At 73.9% G+C, this 17,090-nt stretch carries 21 protein-coding genes; 11 read left to right on the forward strand and 10 right to left on the reverse strand.

Going from position 1 to position 17,090, the window contains the following annotated elements:
- The first annotated feature begins 39 nt into the window (after positions 1-39).
- The 3 genes from ACPCK6_RS00340 (at position 40) to ACPCK6_RS00350 (ending at position 2,654) form a co-directional block, all read left to right on the forward strand.
- Positions 40-729: a response regulator transcription factor gene (locus ACPCK6_RS00340; protein ID WP_318333429.1), complete on the forward strand. Its 690-nt coding sequence runs from the start codon at positions 40-42 to the stop codon at positions 727-729.
- A 29-nt stretch (positions 730-758) separates the two neighbouring features.
- Positions 759-2,150, forward strand: a complete 1,392-nt coding sequence (locus tag ACPCK6_RS00345; RefSeq protein ID WP_318336326.1) for a HAMP domain-containing sensor histidine kinase — start codon at positions 759-761, stop codon at positions 2,148-2,150.
- A gap of 228 nt (positions 2,151-2,378) precedes the next feature.
- Positions 2,379-2,654, forward strand: coding sequence for a hypothetical protein (locus ACPCK6_RS00350; protein ID WP_355507746.1), 276 nt, complete (start codon positions 2,379-2,381; stop codon positions 2,652-2,654).
- Here the strand turns inward: ACPCK6_RS00350 and ACPCK6_RS00355 are convergent.
- Positions 2,611-3,636: an adenosine deaminase gene (locus ACPCK6_RS00355; RefSeq protein WP_396880528.1), complete on the reverse strand. Its 1,026-nt coding sequence runs from the start codon at positions 3,634-3,636 to the stop codon at positions 2,611-2,613. The two genes, ACPCK6_RS00350 and ACPCK6_RS00355, sit on opposite strands and share 44 nt — an antisense overlap.
- Positions 3,633-4,424 (reverse strand): trans-aconitate 2-methyltransferase, encoded by a 792-nt coding sequence (locus ACPCK6_RS00360; RefSeq protein WP_423479990.1) that lies wholly within the window; start codon positions 4,422-4,424, stop codon positions 3,633-3,635. Before ACPCK6_RS00360 ends, ACPCK6_RS00355 begins: the two co-directional genes overlap by 4 nt.
- 84 nt (positions 4,425-4,508) lie before the next feature.
- On the opposite strand from ACPCK6_RS00360, the gene ACPCK6_RS00365 reads away from it, so the two are divergent.
- Both ACPCK6_RS00365 and ACPCK6_RS00370 read left to right on the forward strand, forming a co-directional pair.
- A complete protein-coding gene (locus ACPCK6_RS00365) occupies positions 4,509-5,492 on the forward strand; it encodes an aldo/keto reductase (RefSeq protein WP_423479991.1) in 984 nt (327 codons plus the stop codon).
- 76 nt (positions 5,493-5,568) lie between these two features.
- Positions 5,569-5,760, forward strand: a complete 192-nt coding sequence (locus ACPCK6_RS00370) for a hypothetical protein (RefSeq protein ID WP_423479992.1) — start codon at positions 5,569-5,571, stop codon at positions 5,758-5,760.
- Positions 5,761-5,840: 80 nt separating this feature from the next.
- On the opposite strand, the gene ACPCK6_RS00375 is transcribed toward ACPCK6_RS00370, so the two are convergent.
- The 7 genes from ACPCK6_RS00375 to ACPCK6_RS00405 all read right to left on the reverse strand — a co-directional run bounded on the left by ACPCK6_RS00375 (position 5,841) and on the right by ACPCK6_RS00405 (position 10,134).
- Complete coding sequence (locus ACPCK6_RS00375; protein ID WP_007075740.1) at positions 5,841-6,044, reverse strand: cold-shock protein; 204 nt, start codon at positions 6,042-6,044, stop codon at positions 5,841-5,843.
- 289 nt (positions 6,045-6,333) lie between these two features.
- Positions 6,334-6,606 (reverse strand): DUF4235 domain-containing protein, encoded by a 273-nt coding sequence (locus tag ACPCK6_RS00380; protein WP_318333423.1) that lies wholly within the window; start codon positions 6,604-6,606, stop codon positions 6,334-6,336.
- The gene (locus tag ACPCK6_RS00385) at positions 6,603-6,944 is read right to left on the reverse strand and encodes a DUF3618 domain-containing protein (protein ID WP_013285415.1); all 342 of its coding nucleotides are present in this window, start codon (positions 6,942-6,944) and stop codon (positions 6,603-6,605) included. The genes ACPCK6_RS00380 and ACPCK6_RS00385 overlap by 4 nt, the downstream gene beginning before the upstream one ends.
- The gene (locus ACPCK6_RS00390) at positions 6,941-7,375 is read right to left on the reverse strand and encodes a phage holin family protein (protein ID WP_396880532.1); all 435 of its coding nucleotides are present in this window, start codon (positions 7,373-7,375) and stop codon (positions 6,941-6,943) included. Before ACPCK6_RS00390 ends, ACPCK6_RS00385 begins: the two co-directional genes overlap by 4 nt.
- Positions 7,376-7,615: 240 nt before the next feature.
- Complete coding sequence (locus tag ACPCK6_RS00395) at positions 7,616-8,812, reverse strand: mechanosensitive ion channel family protein (protein ID WP_318333422.1); 1,197 nt, start codon at positions 8,810-8,812, stop codon at positions 7,616-7,618.
- A 75-nt stretch (positions 8,813-8,887) separates the two neighbouring features.
- Positions 8,888-9,709 carry a DUF1206 domain-containing protein gene (locus ACPCK6_RS00400; RefSeq protein ID WP_396880534.1) on the reverse strand — a complete coding sequence of 274 codons (822 nt, stop codon included), beginning with the start codon at positions 9,707-9,709 and terminating at the stop codon, positions 8,888-8,890.
- 65 nt (positions 9,710-9,774) lie between these two features.
- The gene (locus ACPCK6_RS00405; protein WP_262012339.1) at positions 9,775-10,134 is read right to left on the reverse strand and encodes a hypothetical protein; all 360 of its coding nucleotides are present in this window, start codon (positions 10,132-10,134) and stop codon (positions 9,775-9,777) included.
- Between the two features lie 100 nt (positions 10,135-10,234).
- Between ACPCK6_RS00405 and ACPCK6_RS00410 the strand changes: the two genes are divergently transcribed.
- Complete coding sequence (locus tag ACPCK6_RS00410) at positions 10,235-11,461, forward strand: cysteine desulfurase-like protein (RefSeq protein ID WP_423479993.1); 1,227 nt, start codon at positions 10,235-10,237, stop codon at positions 11,459-11,461.
- Positions 11,458-11,745: a GNAT family N-acetyltransferase gene (locus ACPCK6_RS00415; protein WP_396880537.1), complete on the forward strand. Its 288-nt coding sequence runs from the start codon at positions 11,458-11,460 to the stop codon at positions 11,743-11,745. Before ACPCK6_RS00410 ends, ACPCK6_RS00415 begins: the two co-directional genes overlap by 4 nt.
- A gap of 45 nt (positions 11,746-11,790) precedes the next feature.
- Here the strand turns inward: ACPCK6_RS00415 and ACPCK6_RS00420 are convergent, their stop codons facing one another.
- Positions 11,791-13,290: a glycoside hydrolase family 3 protein gene (locus tag ACPCK6_RS00420; protein WP_396880538.1), complete on the reverse strand. Its 1,500-nt coding sequence runs from the start codon at positions 13,288-13,290 to the stop codon at positions 11,791-11,793.
- A 140-nt stretch (positions 13,291-13,430) separates the two neighbouring features.
- Between ACPCK6_RS00420 and ACPCK6_RS00425 the strand changes: the two genes are divergently transcribed.
- The 4 genes from ACPCK6_RS00425 to ACPCK6_RS00440 all read left to right on the forward strand — a co-directional run bounded on the left by ACPCK6_RS00425 (position 13,431) and on the right by ACPCK6_RS00440 (position 16,986).
- Positions 13,431-13,553, forward strand: a complete 123-nt coding sequence (locus ACPCK6_RS00425) for a hypothetical protein (RefSeq protein WP_318333417.1) — start codon at positions 13,431-13,433, stop codon at positions 13,551-13,553.
- A gap of 67 nt (positions 13,554-13,620) precedes the next feature.
- The gene (locus ACPCK6_RS00430; protein WP_396880539.1) at positions 13,621-15,252 is read left to right on the forward strand and encodes a RecQ family ATP-dependent DNA helicase; all 1,632 of its coding nucleotides are present in this window, start codon (positions 13,621-13,623) and stop codon (positions 15,250-15,252) included.
- Between the two features lie 63 nt (positions 15,253-15,315).
- Positions 15,316-15,819: a hypothetical protein gene (locus ACPCK6_RS00435; RefSeq protein WP_135239346.1), complete on the forward strand. Its 504-nt coding sequence runs from the start codon at positions 15,316-15,318 to the stop codon at positions 15,817-15,819.
- Positions 15,820-15,942: 123 nt separating this feature from the next.
- Positions 15,943-16,986, forward strand: a complete 1,044-nt coding sequence (locus ACPCK6_RS00440; RefSeq protein ID WP_423479994.1) for an AraC-like ligand-binding domain-containing protein — start codon at positions 15,943-15,945, stop codon at positions 16,984-16,986.
- Positions 16,987-17,090: the final 104 nt, after the last annotated feature.

The following is a 17,090-nucleotide window of genomic DNA, read 5'->3' on the forward strand; positions in this document are numbered from 1 at the left end:
GCAACGCGACCGGCTTGCCACGCCGAGTACGGTGCTGACGTGGCAACCGTCCTGCTGGTCGAAGACGACCACGTCGTGCGCGGCGCCATGCTGCGGTCGCTGACCGACCGGGGACACGCGGTCCACGCCGTCGGCACCGCGCTGGACGCGCTGCGCCGGGTCGCCGCGGAGACCCCGGACCTGGTGGTGCTCGACCTCGGTCTGCCCGACCTGGACGGCTCGGACGCGCTGCGCATGCTGCGCGGCATCACCGACGTGCCGATCATCATCGCCACCGCCCGGGACGACGAGCAGTCGGTGGTACGGCTGCTGCGCGCCGGCGCGGACGACTACATGGTCAAGCCGTTCACCGGGGCGCACCTGGACGCCCGGATCACCACTGTGCTGCGCCGGGCCGGCCGGGCCAGCCGTACCGTCGCGCCGGCCGTGCACACGGTCGGTGGCCTGCGCGTCGACGTGGGCGAGCGCAGCGCGGTGCTGGACGGGGAGGCGCTGGCGCTGACCCGCAAGGAATTCGACCTGCTGGCGTATCTCGCCGCGCGTCCCGGCCGGGTAGTGTCCCGGCGGGAACTCTTGGAGGAGGTATGGCGGCAGCCATCGGTCGGCGAGGACCAGACCATCGACGTTCACCTGTACTGGCTCCGCCGCAAAATGGGCGAGTCCGCGGCGAAGCCGCGCTACCTGCGCACCGTGCGGGGGGTCGGCTTCCGGCTGGTAACGCCGGACTGAGGTTCAGCCTCGCCGGGCTCACCGCGGGGCTGTGCGGCCTGATCGCGCTCGCCTTCCTCATCCCGCTCGGGCTGACCCTCGCTGACCGGACCCGGGAGGCGGAGCTGGCCGACGCGGCCCGCCGGGCCGCGCTGGTGACCGGCGCGCTGGCGGTCAGCACCGACACCGCGACCATCGAACGCGCGGTGGCCGCCGCGGCCGGCGACGATCCGGCCATGCGCCCGGTCGTGCACGGCATCGGCGCGGACGAGTCCGCCGGCCGTGCCGACCCGCGGGTGCTCGCCGACGCCGCCGCGCAGCGGCAGTCGGTGGTGACCGAGGTGGACGGCGGGGTGCTGCGGCTGGACCCGGTGGTGCTCGGTGACCGGGTCGCCGTGGTGGAGGTGTTCGTCCCCGACGAGGTGCTCGACTCCGGCGGTGGCGGGCGGTGGCTGCTGCTGTTCGCGATCGGCGTGGCGCTTGTCGGCGCGGCGGTCGCCGTGGTCGACCGGGTGGCGGCGCGGGCCGTGGACGCCACCGGCGACCTGGTCAAGGCGGCGCTCGCGGTGGGCGACGGCGAGCTGGGGGTACGGGTCGAGCCGACCGGCCCGCGTGAGCTGGCCGAGGCCGGGCACGCGTTCAACCGGATGACGGAACGGCTGGTGGCGCTCCGTGCCGACGAGCACGAGCTGGTCGCCGACCTGTCGCACCGGCTGCGGACGCCGCTGACCGCGCTGCGGCTGGACGCCGAGGCGCTGGAGTCCGACGACACGAGCATCGGCACGTTCAGCGAGGCGGAACTGGACCGGCGGCGCGGCATCCGGCGTATCCGGCAGGCGATCGTCACGCTGGAGGGCGAGGTCGACCAGCTCATCAAGACGACCCGCAAGGCGGTCGCCCAGGAGTCGGCGCCGGCGTCGTGCGACGTGAGCGAGGTGGTCCGGGACCGGATGGTCTTCTGGTCGGCGCTGGCCGGTGACCAGAACCGGCCGCACCGGGTGGTCGGGGCGCAGTTGCGCATCCCGGCGCCGGTGCCCCGCGCCGAACTGGCCGCCGCGCTGGACGCGGTGATCGGCAACGTGTTCCGGTACACGCCGCAGGGCACCGCGTTCGAGGTGGCGGTGAGCCGACGGGACGGCTGGGTGGCGATCCGCATCGACGACGCCGGGCCGGGCATCGCCGACCCGGACCGCGCGTTGCGCCGGGGTGAGAGCGACAAGGGCTCGACCGGGCTCGGGCTGGACATCGCCAAGCGGGTCGCGTTGCAGGCGAACGGTTCGGTGAGCATCGACCGGGCCCGGCTCGGCGGCGCGAGCGTGGTGATGCTGCTGGCCGATCCGGACGCGGCGCCCCGGCAGGTGAACCGGTTCGGGCTGGTCGGGCGGATGGCCCGGGAGGCCCGCGAGCCGCGTGCCGGGCGGCGCTGGCCGCGCCCGCGCTGACCCGTGGCTGTGTGCCGGCGCAAGTTCTCCTTAAAGGTGGTTTAACGACGGCCGGAAAACCGGCGTGAACTGCCAGGATCGCTGACAGAACCCATCAGTTCCGTCGGCCGGGACGCCCCGTAAGACCTTCCGGCCGTCGGATCATGCGCGCGGCGGGAGTCCGGTCCCCCCACACCTCGCTCCCGTCGCGCGCGCTCTCCCGTCGATCCCGGGCGCGAGGTGACCGTCATGCCACCGGCCGTCAGTCGTCTGCTCCGCTGGGCCGCCGTCATCGGCCTGGGCATCGCGCTCACGCTCGCGGTCTGGCAGGACCCGGTGCTCGCGCACGGGCCCGTCCGGCCCGCGCCCGCCGCTCCCGGTCCCACAGTCGCGCTCACCGTGCTCGCGCTGTCCGCGATGCTGCTGACCGCGCGGCGCCGGCCGCCCCGGGGATCCCGGCGGCCGGCACCGGTACGGCCGCTCAGCGCGCCGCGCTCGCCAGGTACGCGTCGATCTCGGCGGTGATCCGGGCCTGCTCGGCCGGCGTCAGGAACGCCGCGTGCACCGCCTCCCGGGCCAGCGCGGCGACCCCGTCCGGATCCAGCCGCAGCAGCCGGGCGGCCACCGCGTACTCGTCGTTGAGCGTGGTGCCGAACATCGGCGGGTCGTCGGAGTTGATGCTGACCGGCACGCCGGCCTCGACGATCCGGGGCAGCGGGTGCGCGTCCAGGCTGGGTACGGCCCGGGTCCGCACGTTCGACGTCGGGGAGATCTCCAGCGGGATCCGCCGCTCGGCGAGGTAGGTCAGCAGCGCCGGGTCCTGCGCGGCGGAGATGCCGTGGCCGATCCGCTCGGCGCCCAGCTCGCGCAGCGCGTCCCAGATCGTCTCCGGGCCGGTGGTCTCGCCGGCGTGCGGCACCGAGCGCAGCCCGGCCGCCCGGGCCTGATCGAAGTACGGCTTGAACTGCGGCCGGGGCACCCCGATCTCGGGGCCGCCGAGGCCGAAGCTGACCAGCCCGTCGGGTCGTTCGTCGAGCGCGATCCGCAGCGTCTGCTCGGCGGCGGGCAGGCCGGCCTCGCCGGGGATGTCGAAGCACCAGCGCAGCGCGATGCCGAAGTCGGCCTCGGCGCGCCTGCGGGCGTCCTCGATCGCCTCGCAGAACGCCGGCGCCGGGATACCGCGGTTGACGTGCGAGTACGGCGTGACGGTCAGCTCGGCGTAGCGGACCTGCTGGCGGGCCAGTTCCCGGGCGACCTCGTGGGTGAGCAGCCAGACGTCGTCGGCGTCGCGGATCAGGTCCACCACGCTCAGGTAGACCTCGATGAAGTGGGCGAAGTCGCGGAACGCGAAGTAGTCGGCGAGCGCGTCCGGGTCGGCCGGGACGGGGCTGCGCCCCTCGTGCCGGGCGGCCAGTTCGGCGACGATCCGGGGTGAGGCCGAGCCGACGTGGTGCACGTGCAGCTCCACCTTTGGTAGTCCGGCGATGAAGGTGGGCAGGTCGGTCACGAGTTCTCCTCTGCGCGGGCGCCGGTACGGGCCACCATGAAGATCCGGCGGAACGGGAAGTACACCTGACCCTGCCGCACCGGGTACGCCTGCGCGAGCCGTACCCCCAGCTCGGCGCGGAAGGCGGCCCAGCCGGCGGTGTCCAGCGCGGCGCGGACCGGCCGCAGCGCGGTGCCCTCCATCCAGGCCAGCACCGGGTGGTCGGTGCCGGCGGCGGGCAGCAGATGCACGTACGTAGTCTCCCAGGCGTCGACCGCGCAGCCCGCGTCGGTCAGCAGCGTGGTGTAGCCGACCGGTTCGTCGACGGGGGCCTCGCGCAGCTTCCCGGCGAGCGCGTCGCGCCACCGGTCCTGCGCGGCGACGGAGCGCAGCAGCCGGTGCGAGGGCGCGTCGAAGTTGCCGGGCACCTGGAAGGCCATCCAGGCTCCGGCCGGCAGCGCGTGCGCCCAGCGGCGGAGCAGGTCGCGGTGTTCCGGCACCCACTGGAGCACGGCGTTGCCGACCAGGACGTCCACGTCGGGCTCCGGCCGCCAGTCGCGGACGTCACCGACGGCGTACGTGACCGGTCCGCCCTCGGCGGCCGCCCGGGCGATCATCTCCGCCGACGAGTCGAGGCCGGTGACGCGGCTGCCGGGCCAGCGGGCGGCGAGCGTGGCGGTGAGGGTGCCGGGGCCGCAGCCGAGGTCGACCACGGCGCGCGGGTGCTCGGCGCCGACGCGGGCCAGCAGGTCGTGGAACGGCCGGGAGCGCTCGTCGCCGTAGCGCAGGTAGGTGCGCGGATCCCACATGACAGCCTCCAAACCGTACGTACGTCTTGTTAGACGGTACGGCCCGGCGCGCGCCACGGCAAGCCGCTCACTAGGCTCGACCGGGTGGAACAGCGCAGCTTCGACCGGCTCGGCCGGCACGTCGGCATCATCGGACTCGGCGCGTGGCAGCTCGGCGCGGACTGGGGCGAGGTCAGCGAGGACGCGGCGCTCGCCGTCCTGGCCACCGCCGTCGACGCGGGCGTCACCTTCCTGGACACCGCCGACGTGTACGGCGACGGCCGCAGTGAGGCCCTGATCGGCCGGTTCCTGCGCTCCCGCCCCGGGCACGGGCTCACCGTCGCGACAAAGATGGGCCGCCGGGTGGAGCAGACGCCCGAGGCGTACACCCTGGACAACTTCCGGACCTGGACCGACAGATCCCGGGCCAACCTCGGCGTCGACACGCTCGACCTGGTGCAGCTGCACTGCCCGCCCACCGCCGTCTTCGCCGACGACCGGGTCTTCGACGCCCTCGACACACTCGTCGCCGAAGGCCGGGTGGCCGGGTACGGCGTCAGCGTGGAGACCTGCGACCAGGCGCTCACCGCCATCGCCCGGCCCGGTGTGGCGAGCGTGCAGATCATCCTCAACGCGGTCCGGCACAAGCCGCTGGAGAAGGTGCTGCCCGCCGCCGCTGCCGCCGGGGTCGGGATCATCGCCCGGGTGCCGCTGGCCAGCGGCCTGCTCTCCGGGCGGTACGACGAGAACACCACCTTCCCGGCGAACGACCACCGCACGTTCAACCGGCACGGCGAGTCGTTCGACGTCGGCGAGACGTTCTCCGGCGTGGACTACGACAGCGGCCTGGAGGCGGTACGCCGGCTCGCGCCGCTGGTCGGCGACGACCGCACGATGGCGCAGTTCGCGCTGCGCTGGGTTCTCGACCAGCAGGGCGTGACGGTGGTGATCCCCGGCGCCCGCTCCCCCGAGCAGGCACGGCGCAACGCCGAGGCGGCCGGGCAGCCGGCACTGACCGAGGTGGAGCTGGCCGCGGTGCGGGCCACCTACGACGAGCTGATCCGCCCGCAGGTGCACGACCGGTGGTGAACCGGCCGCGCGGCGCGGCGTCGCCGGGCGCCGGCGGCGGGCATGCTGGAGCGGGACTGTCGTCGGAGGGGGAACGATGAGGGGTTGGTTCCGGCTCACAGTGGGGCTGCTCGCCGTGGTGATCGGTGCGCTGTGGACGGTGCTCGGCCTCGGCTACGTCGAGGGCAGCGCGATGAGCGACAAGCGGATCTGGGCGATGGCCGGCCCGGTGCTCGTCCTGTTCGGACTGGCCGGGCTCTGGTGGGGCATGCGGGCGCGACGCCGCTGAGGCGCGGGCAAGGCGAAGCCCCGCCTCCCGTACGGGATGCGGGGCTTCCGGCACCGGCCGGCGCGGCCGGTGCGGTCAGCTCAGATGGGGCGGACCTGCTCGGCCTGCGGACCCTTCTGACCCTGGGCGATCTCGAACTCCACCCGCTGGTTCTCCTCCAGCGTGCGGTAGCCGCTGGTCTGGATGGCCGAGAAGTGGACGAACACGTCAGCACCCCCGCCGTCGACGGTGATGAAGCCGAAGCCCTTGTCAGCGTTGAACCACTTCACGGTTCCCTGCGCCATGTGTATCTCCTTCTAAAACTGGCGGCCGAGCACGCCGTGCGGCCGATTGGCCGTTTTCGAGCAGCGGCGCCTTGAGGCGGCCCCCCATGCAGGAGACTTCTCTCAACCCACGCGTCTCTCAACAGCGTGAGACAGCAAACCACGTACGCAAAAACTTCGCACAGCCTAGCGGACGAAATTCTCCGACATGTGACCTGAAGGTCGCGCGGACGGCGCTGCGCGGCCCCGCCGGAGCCATGCGAAAGGCCCCTCCCCCGCACTCGGGAAAGGGGCCTTTCCGGCCTTTTCGTCAGTCCGGCCAGCGACCGGTCAGCCGGCGTACACCCACCGCCCCGCCCCGGTCGACGGCGGCCCGTACCACCGAGAAGATGGCCCCCTGCAGGGCCGCGGCGGCCAGCACCTCGCCCCAGCGGCGGTCCTCGTCGGTGGCGCTCGGCGCCTCGCCGTCACCCGCCGTCACCTTCCAGACCTGGCGGAAGATCGCCCCGGCGACGGCACCCGCGGCCAGGCCGAGCAGCACCCCCACCGGCCGGTACGCCGCCTTGCCGATCTTCCCGCTCACCTGCGCCTCCCTCGGACGATCACCAGCACCACCGCGGTCACCAGCGCGCCGGCCGCGATGGCCGCCCACGGCAACGGGTTGCGCCCGACCGCCTCACCCTTCTCGTACGCCTGTGCCCGGACCAGCCGGGCCCGCTCCGCCGCCCGCCCGCGCACCCGCGCCGCGGTCAGCGACGCCTGCTCGCGCATCCGTGCCTTCGCCGCCTCCGCGGAGTGCCGCACCAGCGCCTTCGGATCGGCCCTGGCCGCGAGCAGCTCCATCGTCTCACCGAGCTCCACCCGGGTCCGGCGGATCTCCTCCCGGAGCGCCGCCACGTCCCCGGTCCCGTTACCGGTCATGCCCGCCTCCCGTCCTTCACCGCGGCGGTGACCGTGTCGACGTCCGCCCGCACGCTGCGGACCGCCGCCTCGGGCACCGGCGGGACGGCACGGCTGACCTGCTTCTTGCCCACCAGCGCCAGGATCCCGGCGAGCAGGAACAGCACCACCGCCACGATCAGGGCGGCCAGCCACGCCGGCATGACAAGCGCCAGCAGCAGGATCACGGTGGCGACCAGGGCGCCGGCGCCGTAGAGCGCCATCACCCCGCCGCCGCCGAACAGACCGATCCCGATCCCGGCGTGCTTGCCCTTCTGGGTCAGCTCCGCGCGGGCCAGGGCCAGTTCGTCCCGCACCAGGCGGGTGACCTGCTCGGTGGCGCGCTGTACCAGTTCGGCGGTGGACGGCTCGCTCCCGGTCCGCGACGTGCTGCGACTCGCGACGTCAGCCATGCTGTCCTCCTTTCGTCATCACCGCGCTGTATGCCCGGAGTCGCCGCCCGTCAATCCTGCGCGGAGCAGCCGGTCCGCCCGGCCGCGCGCCGACGGAACCCGGTGCCGGGCACCGGATCCGGGGCGTGCGCACCACGTCCCCCGCAACCGCCCGGCCAAACCCGTCCGGCCGGAAAGCCGCCCGTACGCGCCGAACCCCCGGCGCCGTGGGCGGCCGGGGGTTCCGATCGGGGTACGGGGTCAGCGACGCGCCTCGGCGTGCTCCTCCCGGCCCACGAACACCTCACTGCGGGCCTCGCCGTCGTCGCTGCCGCCGAAGACACGCGCGTCGTCGGGCGCCTCGGTGTCCGACGGGCGGCGGACCGGGCGGCGCGGCTGCACCGCCTGCCAGGGCAGCGGGCCGGTGCCCTCGCCGACCTCGGCGCGCAGCCGGGGCAGGGCGGTCGGGCGCTGGTCGCGTACCCAGGTCACCAGGTGCTCGCGGACCAGGCACCGCAGGTCCCACAGGCTGCCCGCGTCGGCGGCGCTGACCAGCGCGCGGACCTTGACCATGCCGCCGGTCGCGTCGGTCACCTGGAGCACGCAGACCCGGCCGTCCCACAGCTCGGTGCCCTCGCACAGGCGGCGCAGCTCCTCCCGCATCGCCTGCACCGGGACCGCCCAGTCCAGCTCGAACTCGGCGGTGCCGAGCACCGCCGCCTCGGTCCGGGTCCAGTTCTGGAACGGGCGGCTGGTGAAGTACGAGGTGGGCAGGATCAGCCGACGGTCGTCCCAGATCTGCACCACCACGTAGCTGAGCGTCAGCTCCTCGATCCGGCCCCACTCCCCCTCGACCACCACCACGTCGTCCAGGCGTACCGCGTCGCTGAACGCGAGCTGGAGACCGGCGAAGACGTTGGCGAGCAGGCTCTGCGCGGCCAGCGCGGCGACCGCGGCGATCACACCGGCGGAGGTCAGCACACCGGCGCCGATCCCGCGTACGGCCGGGAACGTCATCAGCATCACACCGACCGTGAGGATCACGATCACCGCGATGGTGAGCCGGCGAAGGAGCACCACCTGGGTCCGCACCCGGCGGGCGTGCCTGTTGTTCGGCACGTCGACCCGGAACCGGGCCAGCGCGGTGTCCTCGGCCACCACCAGCAGCGAGGCCACCAGCCAGGCGGTGGCGGCGATCGTCGCGAGCACCAGCGTGTGCAGGACGAACTGCCGCCACGGGCTGCCGACCGCGTACGCGGTGGTGAACCGGACCGCGAACTGCACCGCGGCCACGGTGAGGGCGAGCTGGAACGCGCGGTGCGCGTGCTCGGTCAGCTCGGTCATCAGCAGCGAGCGGCGGCCGAGGCGGCGGATGACGCGGTGCACCACCTGGGCAAGCACCAACGCGATCGCCGCCGCGGCGAGCGCGGCGGCGACTGTCACGACGTAACTCTGCACGAACTCTCTCTCCCTCCGACGGGCGGAATCGGGCAAAGGCCCAATGGTGCCCGGCGGCCCGGGTATCGACCAGGATCAGACCTTGCGGTACCGGGACTGGAAGAAGCAGTAGACACCGAACGCGGCGATGCCGAGCGCCATGAGCGCCAGCAGCCACGGCCCGTACGACTGGTCGCGCAGCGTCCGCAGGGCGGCGTCCAGGCCACGCGCCTTCTCCGGGTCGTAGTTCACCGCGGCGACGACGACAAGCACGCCGGCGATGGCGAACACGGCGCCCCGGGAGGCGTAGCCGGCCATGCCGAGACGACGGGTGAGCTGGCGGGTCTTCGGGCTCATCTCGCCGGTCTTGAGGTTGCGCTCGAACTTCTTCTTCAGGCCGTAGATCACCATGCCGATGCCGAGCCCGGCGAGCGCGAGGCCGGCCAGCCCGACCAGCCACCGGCCGCCGTCGGAGGCCATCAGCTTCTCGGAGAGCTGCTGCTGCTGGTCGGAGGCGTTGGAGCTGGCGTCCTGGACGACCTTGATCGCGGTCCAGCCCAGCCAGACGAACACGACGACCCGGACCGCCGAGGCGATCCGTTCGAACAGTCGTTCCTTGCCGGTCCTGGAGACGTGGCCGGAGATCGCCTCGAAGGCCTGCCAGATCGCCATGGCGAACAGGCCGACCGCCATCGCGATCAGGAGGAACTTTCCGAGCGGCTGTTCACCGAGGGTGCGCAGCGCGCCGTTCTGGTTGCCCTCCTCGCCCGACTTGCCGAAGGCGATCTGCAGCGCCAGCCAGGCGAGGAGCAGGTGCACGATTCCGTATCCGATGAAGCCGCCACGGGTCAACAGTTCGAGCCACCGGCTGTTTCGAGCCTGGGCGGCGGTGGCTCCGGCGTTCCGGGTGAGAGACATGAGCCCTCAATCTCCCGGCGGGCGATTTTCCAAACGTCGCCGCCCGCCGGGACGGCCGAAACGGATCAGGCGCTCAGGTCGCGGGCGACCCGTACCACCACCTGCTGATCGTCGACGCTGTCCAGGCTGACCTGGAAGCCGGCGACCTCGGTGGCCTGCTGGCCCACGGTGAGCGAGAGCTGTTCCCCGGCGACCTCGACGGTCACCTGGTCGCCCTGGGCGCCGATCAGCTTCGCCTCGACACCGAGGATCCGGGCGCTGGCCTCCACGCCACGGTCGAAGGTGATCGTGCAGGCGTCCAGACCGCAGTCGGTCTCGGCGCCTTCGGAGCTGCATCCGGCGAGCAGTGCGGCGCCGAGGGCGAGACCGGCGAGCAGACCGGCGGCGCGACGGGCGGGGGCGGAGGTGGCGCGTCGGATCGTCACCCGTCCAAGGATAGGCGGCGAACGCCACACCGCCCTCCCGGGCGGGCGCGGCGACGGCCACGCCGGGCGGTGCGTCCGGGGTGCGCGCTAGGGTGCCGGAATGGCTTTCGACGTCGCCCGGGTCCGGGCCGCCTACCCTGCCCTGACCGAGGGGTTCGCCCACTTCGACGGCGCCGGGGGCACCCAGACCGCCGCCGTCGTCGTCGAGGCGGTGGCCGGGGCGATGCGCGCCGCGACGGGCAACCGCAGCACCGCCTTCCTGCCCGGCCGCCGGGCGCTGGACCTGGTCGCCGGGGCGCGGGCGGCGGTCGCCGACCTGCTCGGCGCGCAACCGTCGGGTGTGGTGCTCGGGCCGAGCGCGACGGCGCTGACGTACACGCTGGCCCGGACGCTCGGCGCCGACTGGCGTCCGGGCGACGAGGTGGTCGTCTCCCGGCTGGACCACGACGCGAACGTGCGCCCGTGGGTGCAGGCCGCGCAGGCGTCCGGCGCCACGGTGCGCTGGGCCGAGTTCGATCCGGCGACCGGTGAGCTGCCCGGCGGTCAGTACGCCGACCTGGTCACCGAGCGGACCCGGCTGGTCGCGGTGACCGCCGGCAGCAACGCGATCGGCACCGTGCCGGACGTGGCGGCGATCGCCAAGACCGCGCACGCCGCCGGCGCGCTGGTGTGCGTGGACGGCGTGCACTCGGTGCCGCACGGCCCGACCGACCTGGCCTCGCTCGGCGCGGACTTCCTGGTGACAAGCGCGTACAAGTGGTCCGGGCCGCACCTGGCGGCGATGGTCGCCGACCCGGCGCGGTGGGAGGCGCTGCGCCCGGCGAAGCTCGTGCCCTCCGCCGACGCGGTGCCGGACCGGTTCGAGTACGGCACGCCGAGTTTCCCGCTGCTGGCCGGGGTGACGGCCGCGGTGGATCACCTGGCCGGTCTGGACCCGGAGGCGACCGGCGACCGGCGGGAGCGGGTACGCGCCGGGCTGGCCGCCGCGCAGGCGCACGAGGAGGCGGTCTTCGACCGGCTGCTCGCCGGGCTCGCCGACCGCCCGTTCGTGACCGTGTACGGCTCACCCGCCCGGCGCTGCCCGACGGTGTCGTTCCGGGTGGCCGGAGCGGCCCCGGCGCACACCGCGGCGGCGCTGGGCGAGGCGGGCCTGTGTCTGTCGCACGGCGACTACTACGCCTACGAGTACTTCGAGGGCATGGGCCTGCGGGGCAGCGGCGGGGCCGTGCGGGCGAGCGTCTACCACTACAACACCGTCGACGAGGTGGACCGGCTGCTGGCCGAACTGGACCGGCTGGCCGGGCCCGGAGGGAGAATGATCCGGTGAGCTTTCTGGTCGAGGAGAACACCGCCGAGCGCCGCTTCGAGATCCTGGTGGACGACGCGCTGGCCGGGTTCACCGCGTACACGCCCCGGGGCGAGACGCTCGTGTTCACGCACACCGAGGTCGACGACCGGTTCCAGGGTCAGGGCGTCGGGGCCGCGCTGGTCCGGGGTGCGCTGGACCAGGTCCGCGCCCGGGGCGGCCGGATCGTGCCGCAGTGCCCGTTCGTGGCCTCGTTCATCGAGCGCCACCCGGAGTACGCCGACCTGGTGGCCGGCAGGCAGTGAGGCCCGGCCCGGCCGGGGGACCTCCCCACCCGGCCGGACCGGGAGTCAGCGCGCCCCGGTCAGCACCTCGGCGGCGGCTCGCGCCGCGGCGGCGGTGGCGCCGTGGGTGGCCAGGTGCACCGCGCCGGTGACCAGCTCGGGCACGCCCAGCTCGACCACCACCGCGTCGGGGCGGGCGGCGAGCGCCCGGCGTACCGCGTCCCGCATCCAGTCGTGGCGGTGCAGGTCGCGCACCACGAGCACCAGCGGCCGGCCGGCGGGCGTCGCGCCCGGGTCGGCCGGTACGGCGTCGGCGGCGTAGCGGGCGGTGGTGGTGCCGGGCGCCAGGTGGGCCAGGGGCGCGGCGATGCCCCACGGCGTCTCCTCGCCGATGGCGATGTTGCGCGGCGGCGCGAACTCCACCACGTGCGCCGGACCGGTCAGCGGCAGCAGCGCGGCGTCGCCGGTGACCCGTACCGCGCGGCGGGCGGCGGTGAGCCCGATCGGTGAGCCGTCGGCCGACGGCGGGCCGGCGATCCGGCGGGCGCGGGCGGCGACGCTCCACGCGGCGAGCTGACCGACTCGCTTGGCCGCCTCGGCGAGCCGCTCCTCGGGCAGTTCCCCGCTGATGACCGCCGCCACGATCGCGTCGCGCAGCTCGCGGGCGTCGGCCTCGGTGGCCCGTTCCCCGCCCACACAGATCGCGTCCGCGCCGGCCACGAGCGCGCGCACCGCGGCGCCGGTGAAGCCGTACCGGTCGGCCACCGCGCGCATCTCCACCGCGTCGGTGACCACCACGCCGCCGAAGCCCATCTCCTCGCGCAGCAGGCCGCCGAGCACGCGCGGGCTGAGCGTGGCGGGCAGTTCCGGGTCCAGCGCCGGCACCAGCAGGTGGCCGGTCATCACCGCCTGCGCCCCGGCGGCCACGGCGGCGCGGAACGGGGCCAGCTCGACCGCGTCGAGGCGGGCCCGGTCGCCGCCGATGCGGGGCAGATCGTGGTGCGAGTCGACACGGGTGTCGCCGTGCCCGGGGAAGTGCTTGGCGCAGGCGGCGACGCCGCCGGCCTGAAGGCCGCGTACCCACGCGGCGGTGTGCCGGGCGACCAGGTCCGGGTCGGCGCCGAAGGAGCGCACCCCGATGACCGGGTTGGCCGGGTTGGAGTTGACGTCGGCGTCCGGGGCGTAGTCCAGCGTGACGCCGACGGCCGCGAGTTCGGCGCCGAGGTCGCGGGCGACCTCCTCGGTCAGCGCCGGGTCGTCGACAGCGCCGAGCGCGTAGTTGCCGGGACGGGAACTGCCCCGGGCGGACTCGATCCGGGTGACGTCGCCGGCCTCCTCGTCGATCGCCACGATGACGTCCGGCCGCTCGGCGCGCAGGTTCGCGGTGAGCGTGGCGACCTGCTCGTGGTCGACGACGTTGCGGGCGAACAGGACCACCGAGCCGAGGCCCTCGCCGAGCCAGCGGCACACCCACGGCGGCGGTGTGGTGCCGACGAACCCCGGTTGCAGGACGGCGGCGGCGAGCGCCGCCAGGTCTCCGGTCGATCCCTCGGTCCGCTCGCTCATGTGCTGTCGTACCCCCGTCTCCCCCACGGACCCGCCGGGGCCGGCGGGTGCTGACATGGTCACACCGCCCAGCTAAATAGTCAACAATCCTTACTGTTAGCCGCTGGCGCCCCCCGGACCTCGCGTGGGAGAGTTCCCACATGTCCGTTCTGCCGCTCGCCGACGCCACCAGCGCCGCCGACATCCCCGGCGTACGCCTGCTCGGCCTGGTGGTCGGCGGCCTGTTCCTGCTGATCGCGATCCGGGCCATGTTCCGCCGCTGATCCGCGCCCGGCGGCGAGCGGCGGTGCCGGTTTCGCGCGGGATCGCCGGGGGTAGCTGAGGCGCTTGATGAAACTGACCACGCACTCCTCCAGCCTGCGCCGGGCGGCGCGGAACCTGTTCGGCTGGACCGCGCTGCGGCCCAACCAGCTCGCCGCCATGCGCGCCGTGATGAAGCGCCGCGACGCCCTCGTGGTGCTGCCCACCGGCGCCGGCAAGTCGGCGATCTACCAGATCCCGGCGAGCCTGATCCCCGGCCCGACGGTGGTGATCTCCCCGCTGCTGGCGTTGCAGCAGGACCAGATCGCCGCGCTCAACGAACGGCAGCGCCCGGAGCTGCGCGCGGTACGGATCAGCTCGGACGAGAGCGCCGCCCAGCAGGCCGAGGCGATCGAGGACATCCGGGCCGGGCGCGCGGAGTTCCTGTTCATCACGCCGGAGGCGCTGAGCAACCCGGACCGCCTCGCCGAGGTCCGCGAGCTGAAGCCGGCGCTGGTGGCGATCGACGAGGCACACTGCATCTCCGCGTGGGGCCACGACTTCCGGCCGGACTACCTGGCGCTCGGTCATCTGATCGACGGCCTCGGCCGCCCGCCGGTGGTGGCGCTCACCGCGACCGCCTCCCCGCCGGTACGCGACGACATCATCGCCCGGCTGCGGCTGCGCGAGCCGGAGGTGGTGGTCTCCGGGCTGGACCGGCCCAACCTCTTCCTGGAGGTGGCCCACTGCCCGACCGACGACTACCGGTGGCGGCGGCTGATCGCGCTGCTGCGCGACGACGAGCGGCCCGGCATCATCTACGTGCCGACCCGACGGGCGGCCGAGGAGCTGGCCGAGCGGCTCACCGGCGCCGGTTTCCCGGCCGAGTTCTACCACGGCGGCATGCCAACCGCGGCCCGGCACGAACTGCACGAGGCGTTCCTCGCCGACCGGGTGCCGATCATGGTGGCCACGTCGGCGTTCGGCATGGGCATCGACAAGCCGAACATCGCCTGGGTGGTGCACATGGCGCTGCCCGACTCGCCGGACAGCTACTTCCAGGAGATCGGCCGGGCCGGGCGTGACGGCTCGCCGGCCCGGGTGCTGCTGCTGTGGCGCGCCGAGGACGTCGGCCTCCAGCGCTACTTCAGCGGCGGCCTGCCGGACTCCAAGGAACTGACCGAACTCGCCGCGGTGCTGCGCGGCAAGGCCCGTAACCGCAAGGAGCTGCGCGAGCTGACCGGCCTCGGTCCGCGCAAGTTGGGGCAGTACCTGTCCCTGCTGGAGCAGGTCGGCGCCGCCGAGCCGCGCGCCAGGCAGCGCATCGGCGCGCCCCGGTACGCCCCGGCGGCCGCCGAGTCGGGCCGGGCCGCGCTGGCCGAGGCGGAACGGCAGCAGACGGTGACCCGCTCGCGTACCGACATGATGCGCGCGTTCGCCGAGACCACCGGGTGCCGGGGCCAGGCCCTGCTGGCGTACTTCGGTGAGCAGATGCACGAGGTCTGCGGGCACTGCGACAACTGCCACGCGGGCACCAGCGTCGCCGGTGACGGCGCGGTCGGGCCGTTCCCGGTGCACAGCCAGGTACGCCACCCGGAGTGGGGCGCCGGCCTGGTGCTCAGCTACGAGGAGGACCGGATGACGGTGCTCTTCGACGAGGTGGGCTACAAGACGCTGTCCGTGCGCGTGGTGTCCGAACAGGGCCTGCTGGAGCTGGACTAGCCTGACCCGGGCGCCGCGGGGGCGCCCGTCGACAACGACGACCACGGCGAAAGGGGCCTGATCGTGATCGAGCAGCCGGCGTACACCCGGTTCGGCGTCTCCGACGAGGAGTGGGGGCTGCTGGTGGGGCTACCGCAGTCGGTCCTCACCGCGGCGGCCGCCGCCGAGTCCGACGGCACCCGCCGCACCATGGCGGAGAACGCCGCCGGGCTGGAGACCATCGCCGCCGGCCGCGAGTCGGCCAGCCCGCTGGTCGCCGCGGTGGCCGGTGAGGTCGTCGACCGGGTGGGCGACCCGGAGACCGGCGCGGAACTGCCGGTGATCACGCCGCAGGACCCGAAGGCGATGATCGAGGACGTGCTGGCCCGGGCCGGGCAGGCGTCCGCGCTGCTCACCGCACGGGTGGACGAGGGGCAGGCCGGGGCGTACCGGCACTGGCTGGTGGAGATCGCCGAGCAGGTGGTCGGCGCGGCCTCCACCGGCGGCATCCTGGGCCTGGGCGGCGACGCGGTGACCGATTCCGAGCGCCGCTTCCGGGACCGGCTGTCCCAGGTGCTGAACGACTGAACGGACTCCTAACAGGAGAATCGCAGATCCGTCAATGACGGACGTCACGCCCCACAGGTGTCGCTTTTCGGCCCCGTGGGGCGTCCTGCTTAGAGCAGGAGTGGTGAGCCACGGGGGTCGTTGATGGACGGGAAGCTGCGACGTCAGGTGTTCGACACGGAGGCGCTGCCGCCGCCGGAGCGGTTCGGCATGTGGCTGGACATGATGGCGGGCACGCCGACGCCGCTGCGGGTGCACAGCGCGCACGCCGACGACTTCGTCGCCCGGGCCGAGTTCATCGACCTGGGCCGGATGCAGCTCATCCGCTACCGCTACCCGTCGGTGGACTGCGTGCGCACCTCGAAGCTGATCCAGCGCTCCGACCCCGACTACTACCTGCTGGCGCTGACGCTCACCGGCACCAGCCAGGCCGACCAGGCGGGGCAGCGCGCCTGCTGCCGCCCCGGCGACCTCACCTTCTACGACTGCTCCCGCCCGCACGAGGTCAGCCACCACGCCGACACCGCCGGGCCCGCGTACGCCCGCTCGATCGTGGCGCTGATGCCGTACGACGCGCTGCCGTTGCCGCCCCGCCGGCTCGCTCCCCTGTTCGCCGGCCGGATGTCCGGCTCCGAGGGCGTCGGCGGGCTGGTCGCCGACTTCCTCATCCGGATCACCGCCCACCCCGAGCAGTACCACGCGGCCGACGCGGAGCGGCTCGGCGCCGTCGGGCTCGACCTGATCGCCACGCTGCTCGGCCGCAACCTGGTGTCCGAGGACGAGGTGCCCACCGAGGTCCGGCGCCGCGCCCTCCAGGCCCAGGTGCGCGCGTACGTGCGCCAGCACCTCGGTGACGCCTCGCTCGATCCGGGCGCGATCGCCGACGCGCACCACATCTCGGTGCGCTCGCTGCACCGGCTCTTCGAGGACGAGGAGACCACTGTGGCCGCGTACATCAGGGACGAGCGACTGGCCCGGTGCCGCCGCGACCTGGCCGACCCGGCGCTGAGCGACCGCTCGATCCAGGTCATCGCCGCCCGCTGGGGTTTCCGCGACAAGGCACACTTCAGCCGGGTCTTCCGGGCCGCGCAGGGTGAGACACCGCAGGCGTTCCGGGCCCGTCACCTGGAACCGGCACGGATCGTCAACAGCACGGCATCCGCCGTCAACCTGTCCCGTACATACTGAAACCTGGGCTACCGCTCGCGGTGAGCCCACGGATATCGGGGGGCCGGGCGTGGCGCCCGCGGCGGTCCCGGCCGCGGGCGGCCCCGCCCGGTGATGCGTCCCCG

The sequence above is a fragment of the Micromonospora sp. AB353 genome (genome assembly GCF_049538395.1).
Lineage (GTDB): Bacteria > Actinomycetota > Actinomycetes > Mycobacteriales > Micromonosporaceae > Micromonospora > Micromonospora aurantiaca.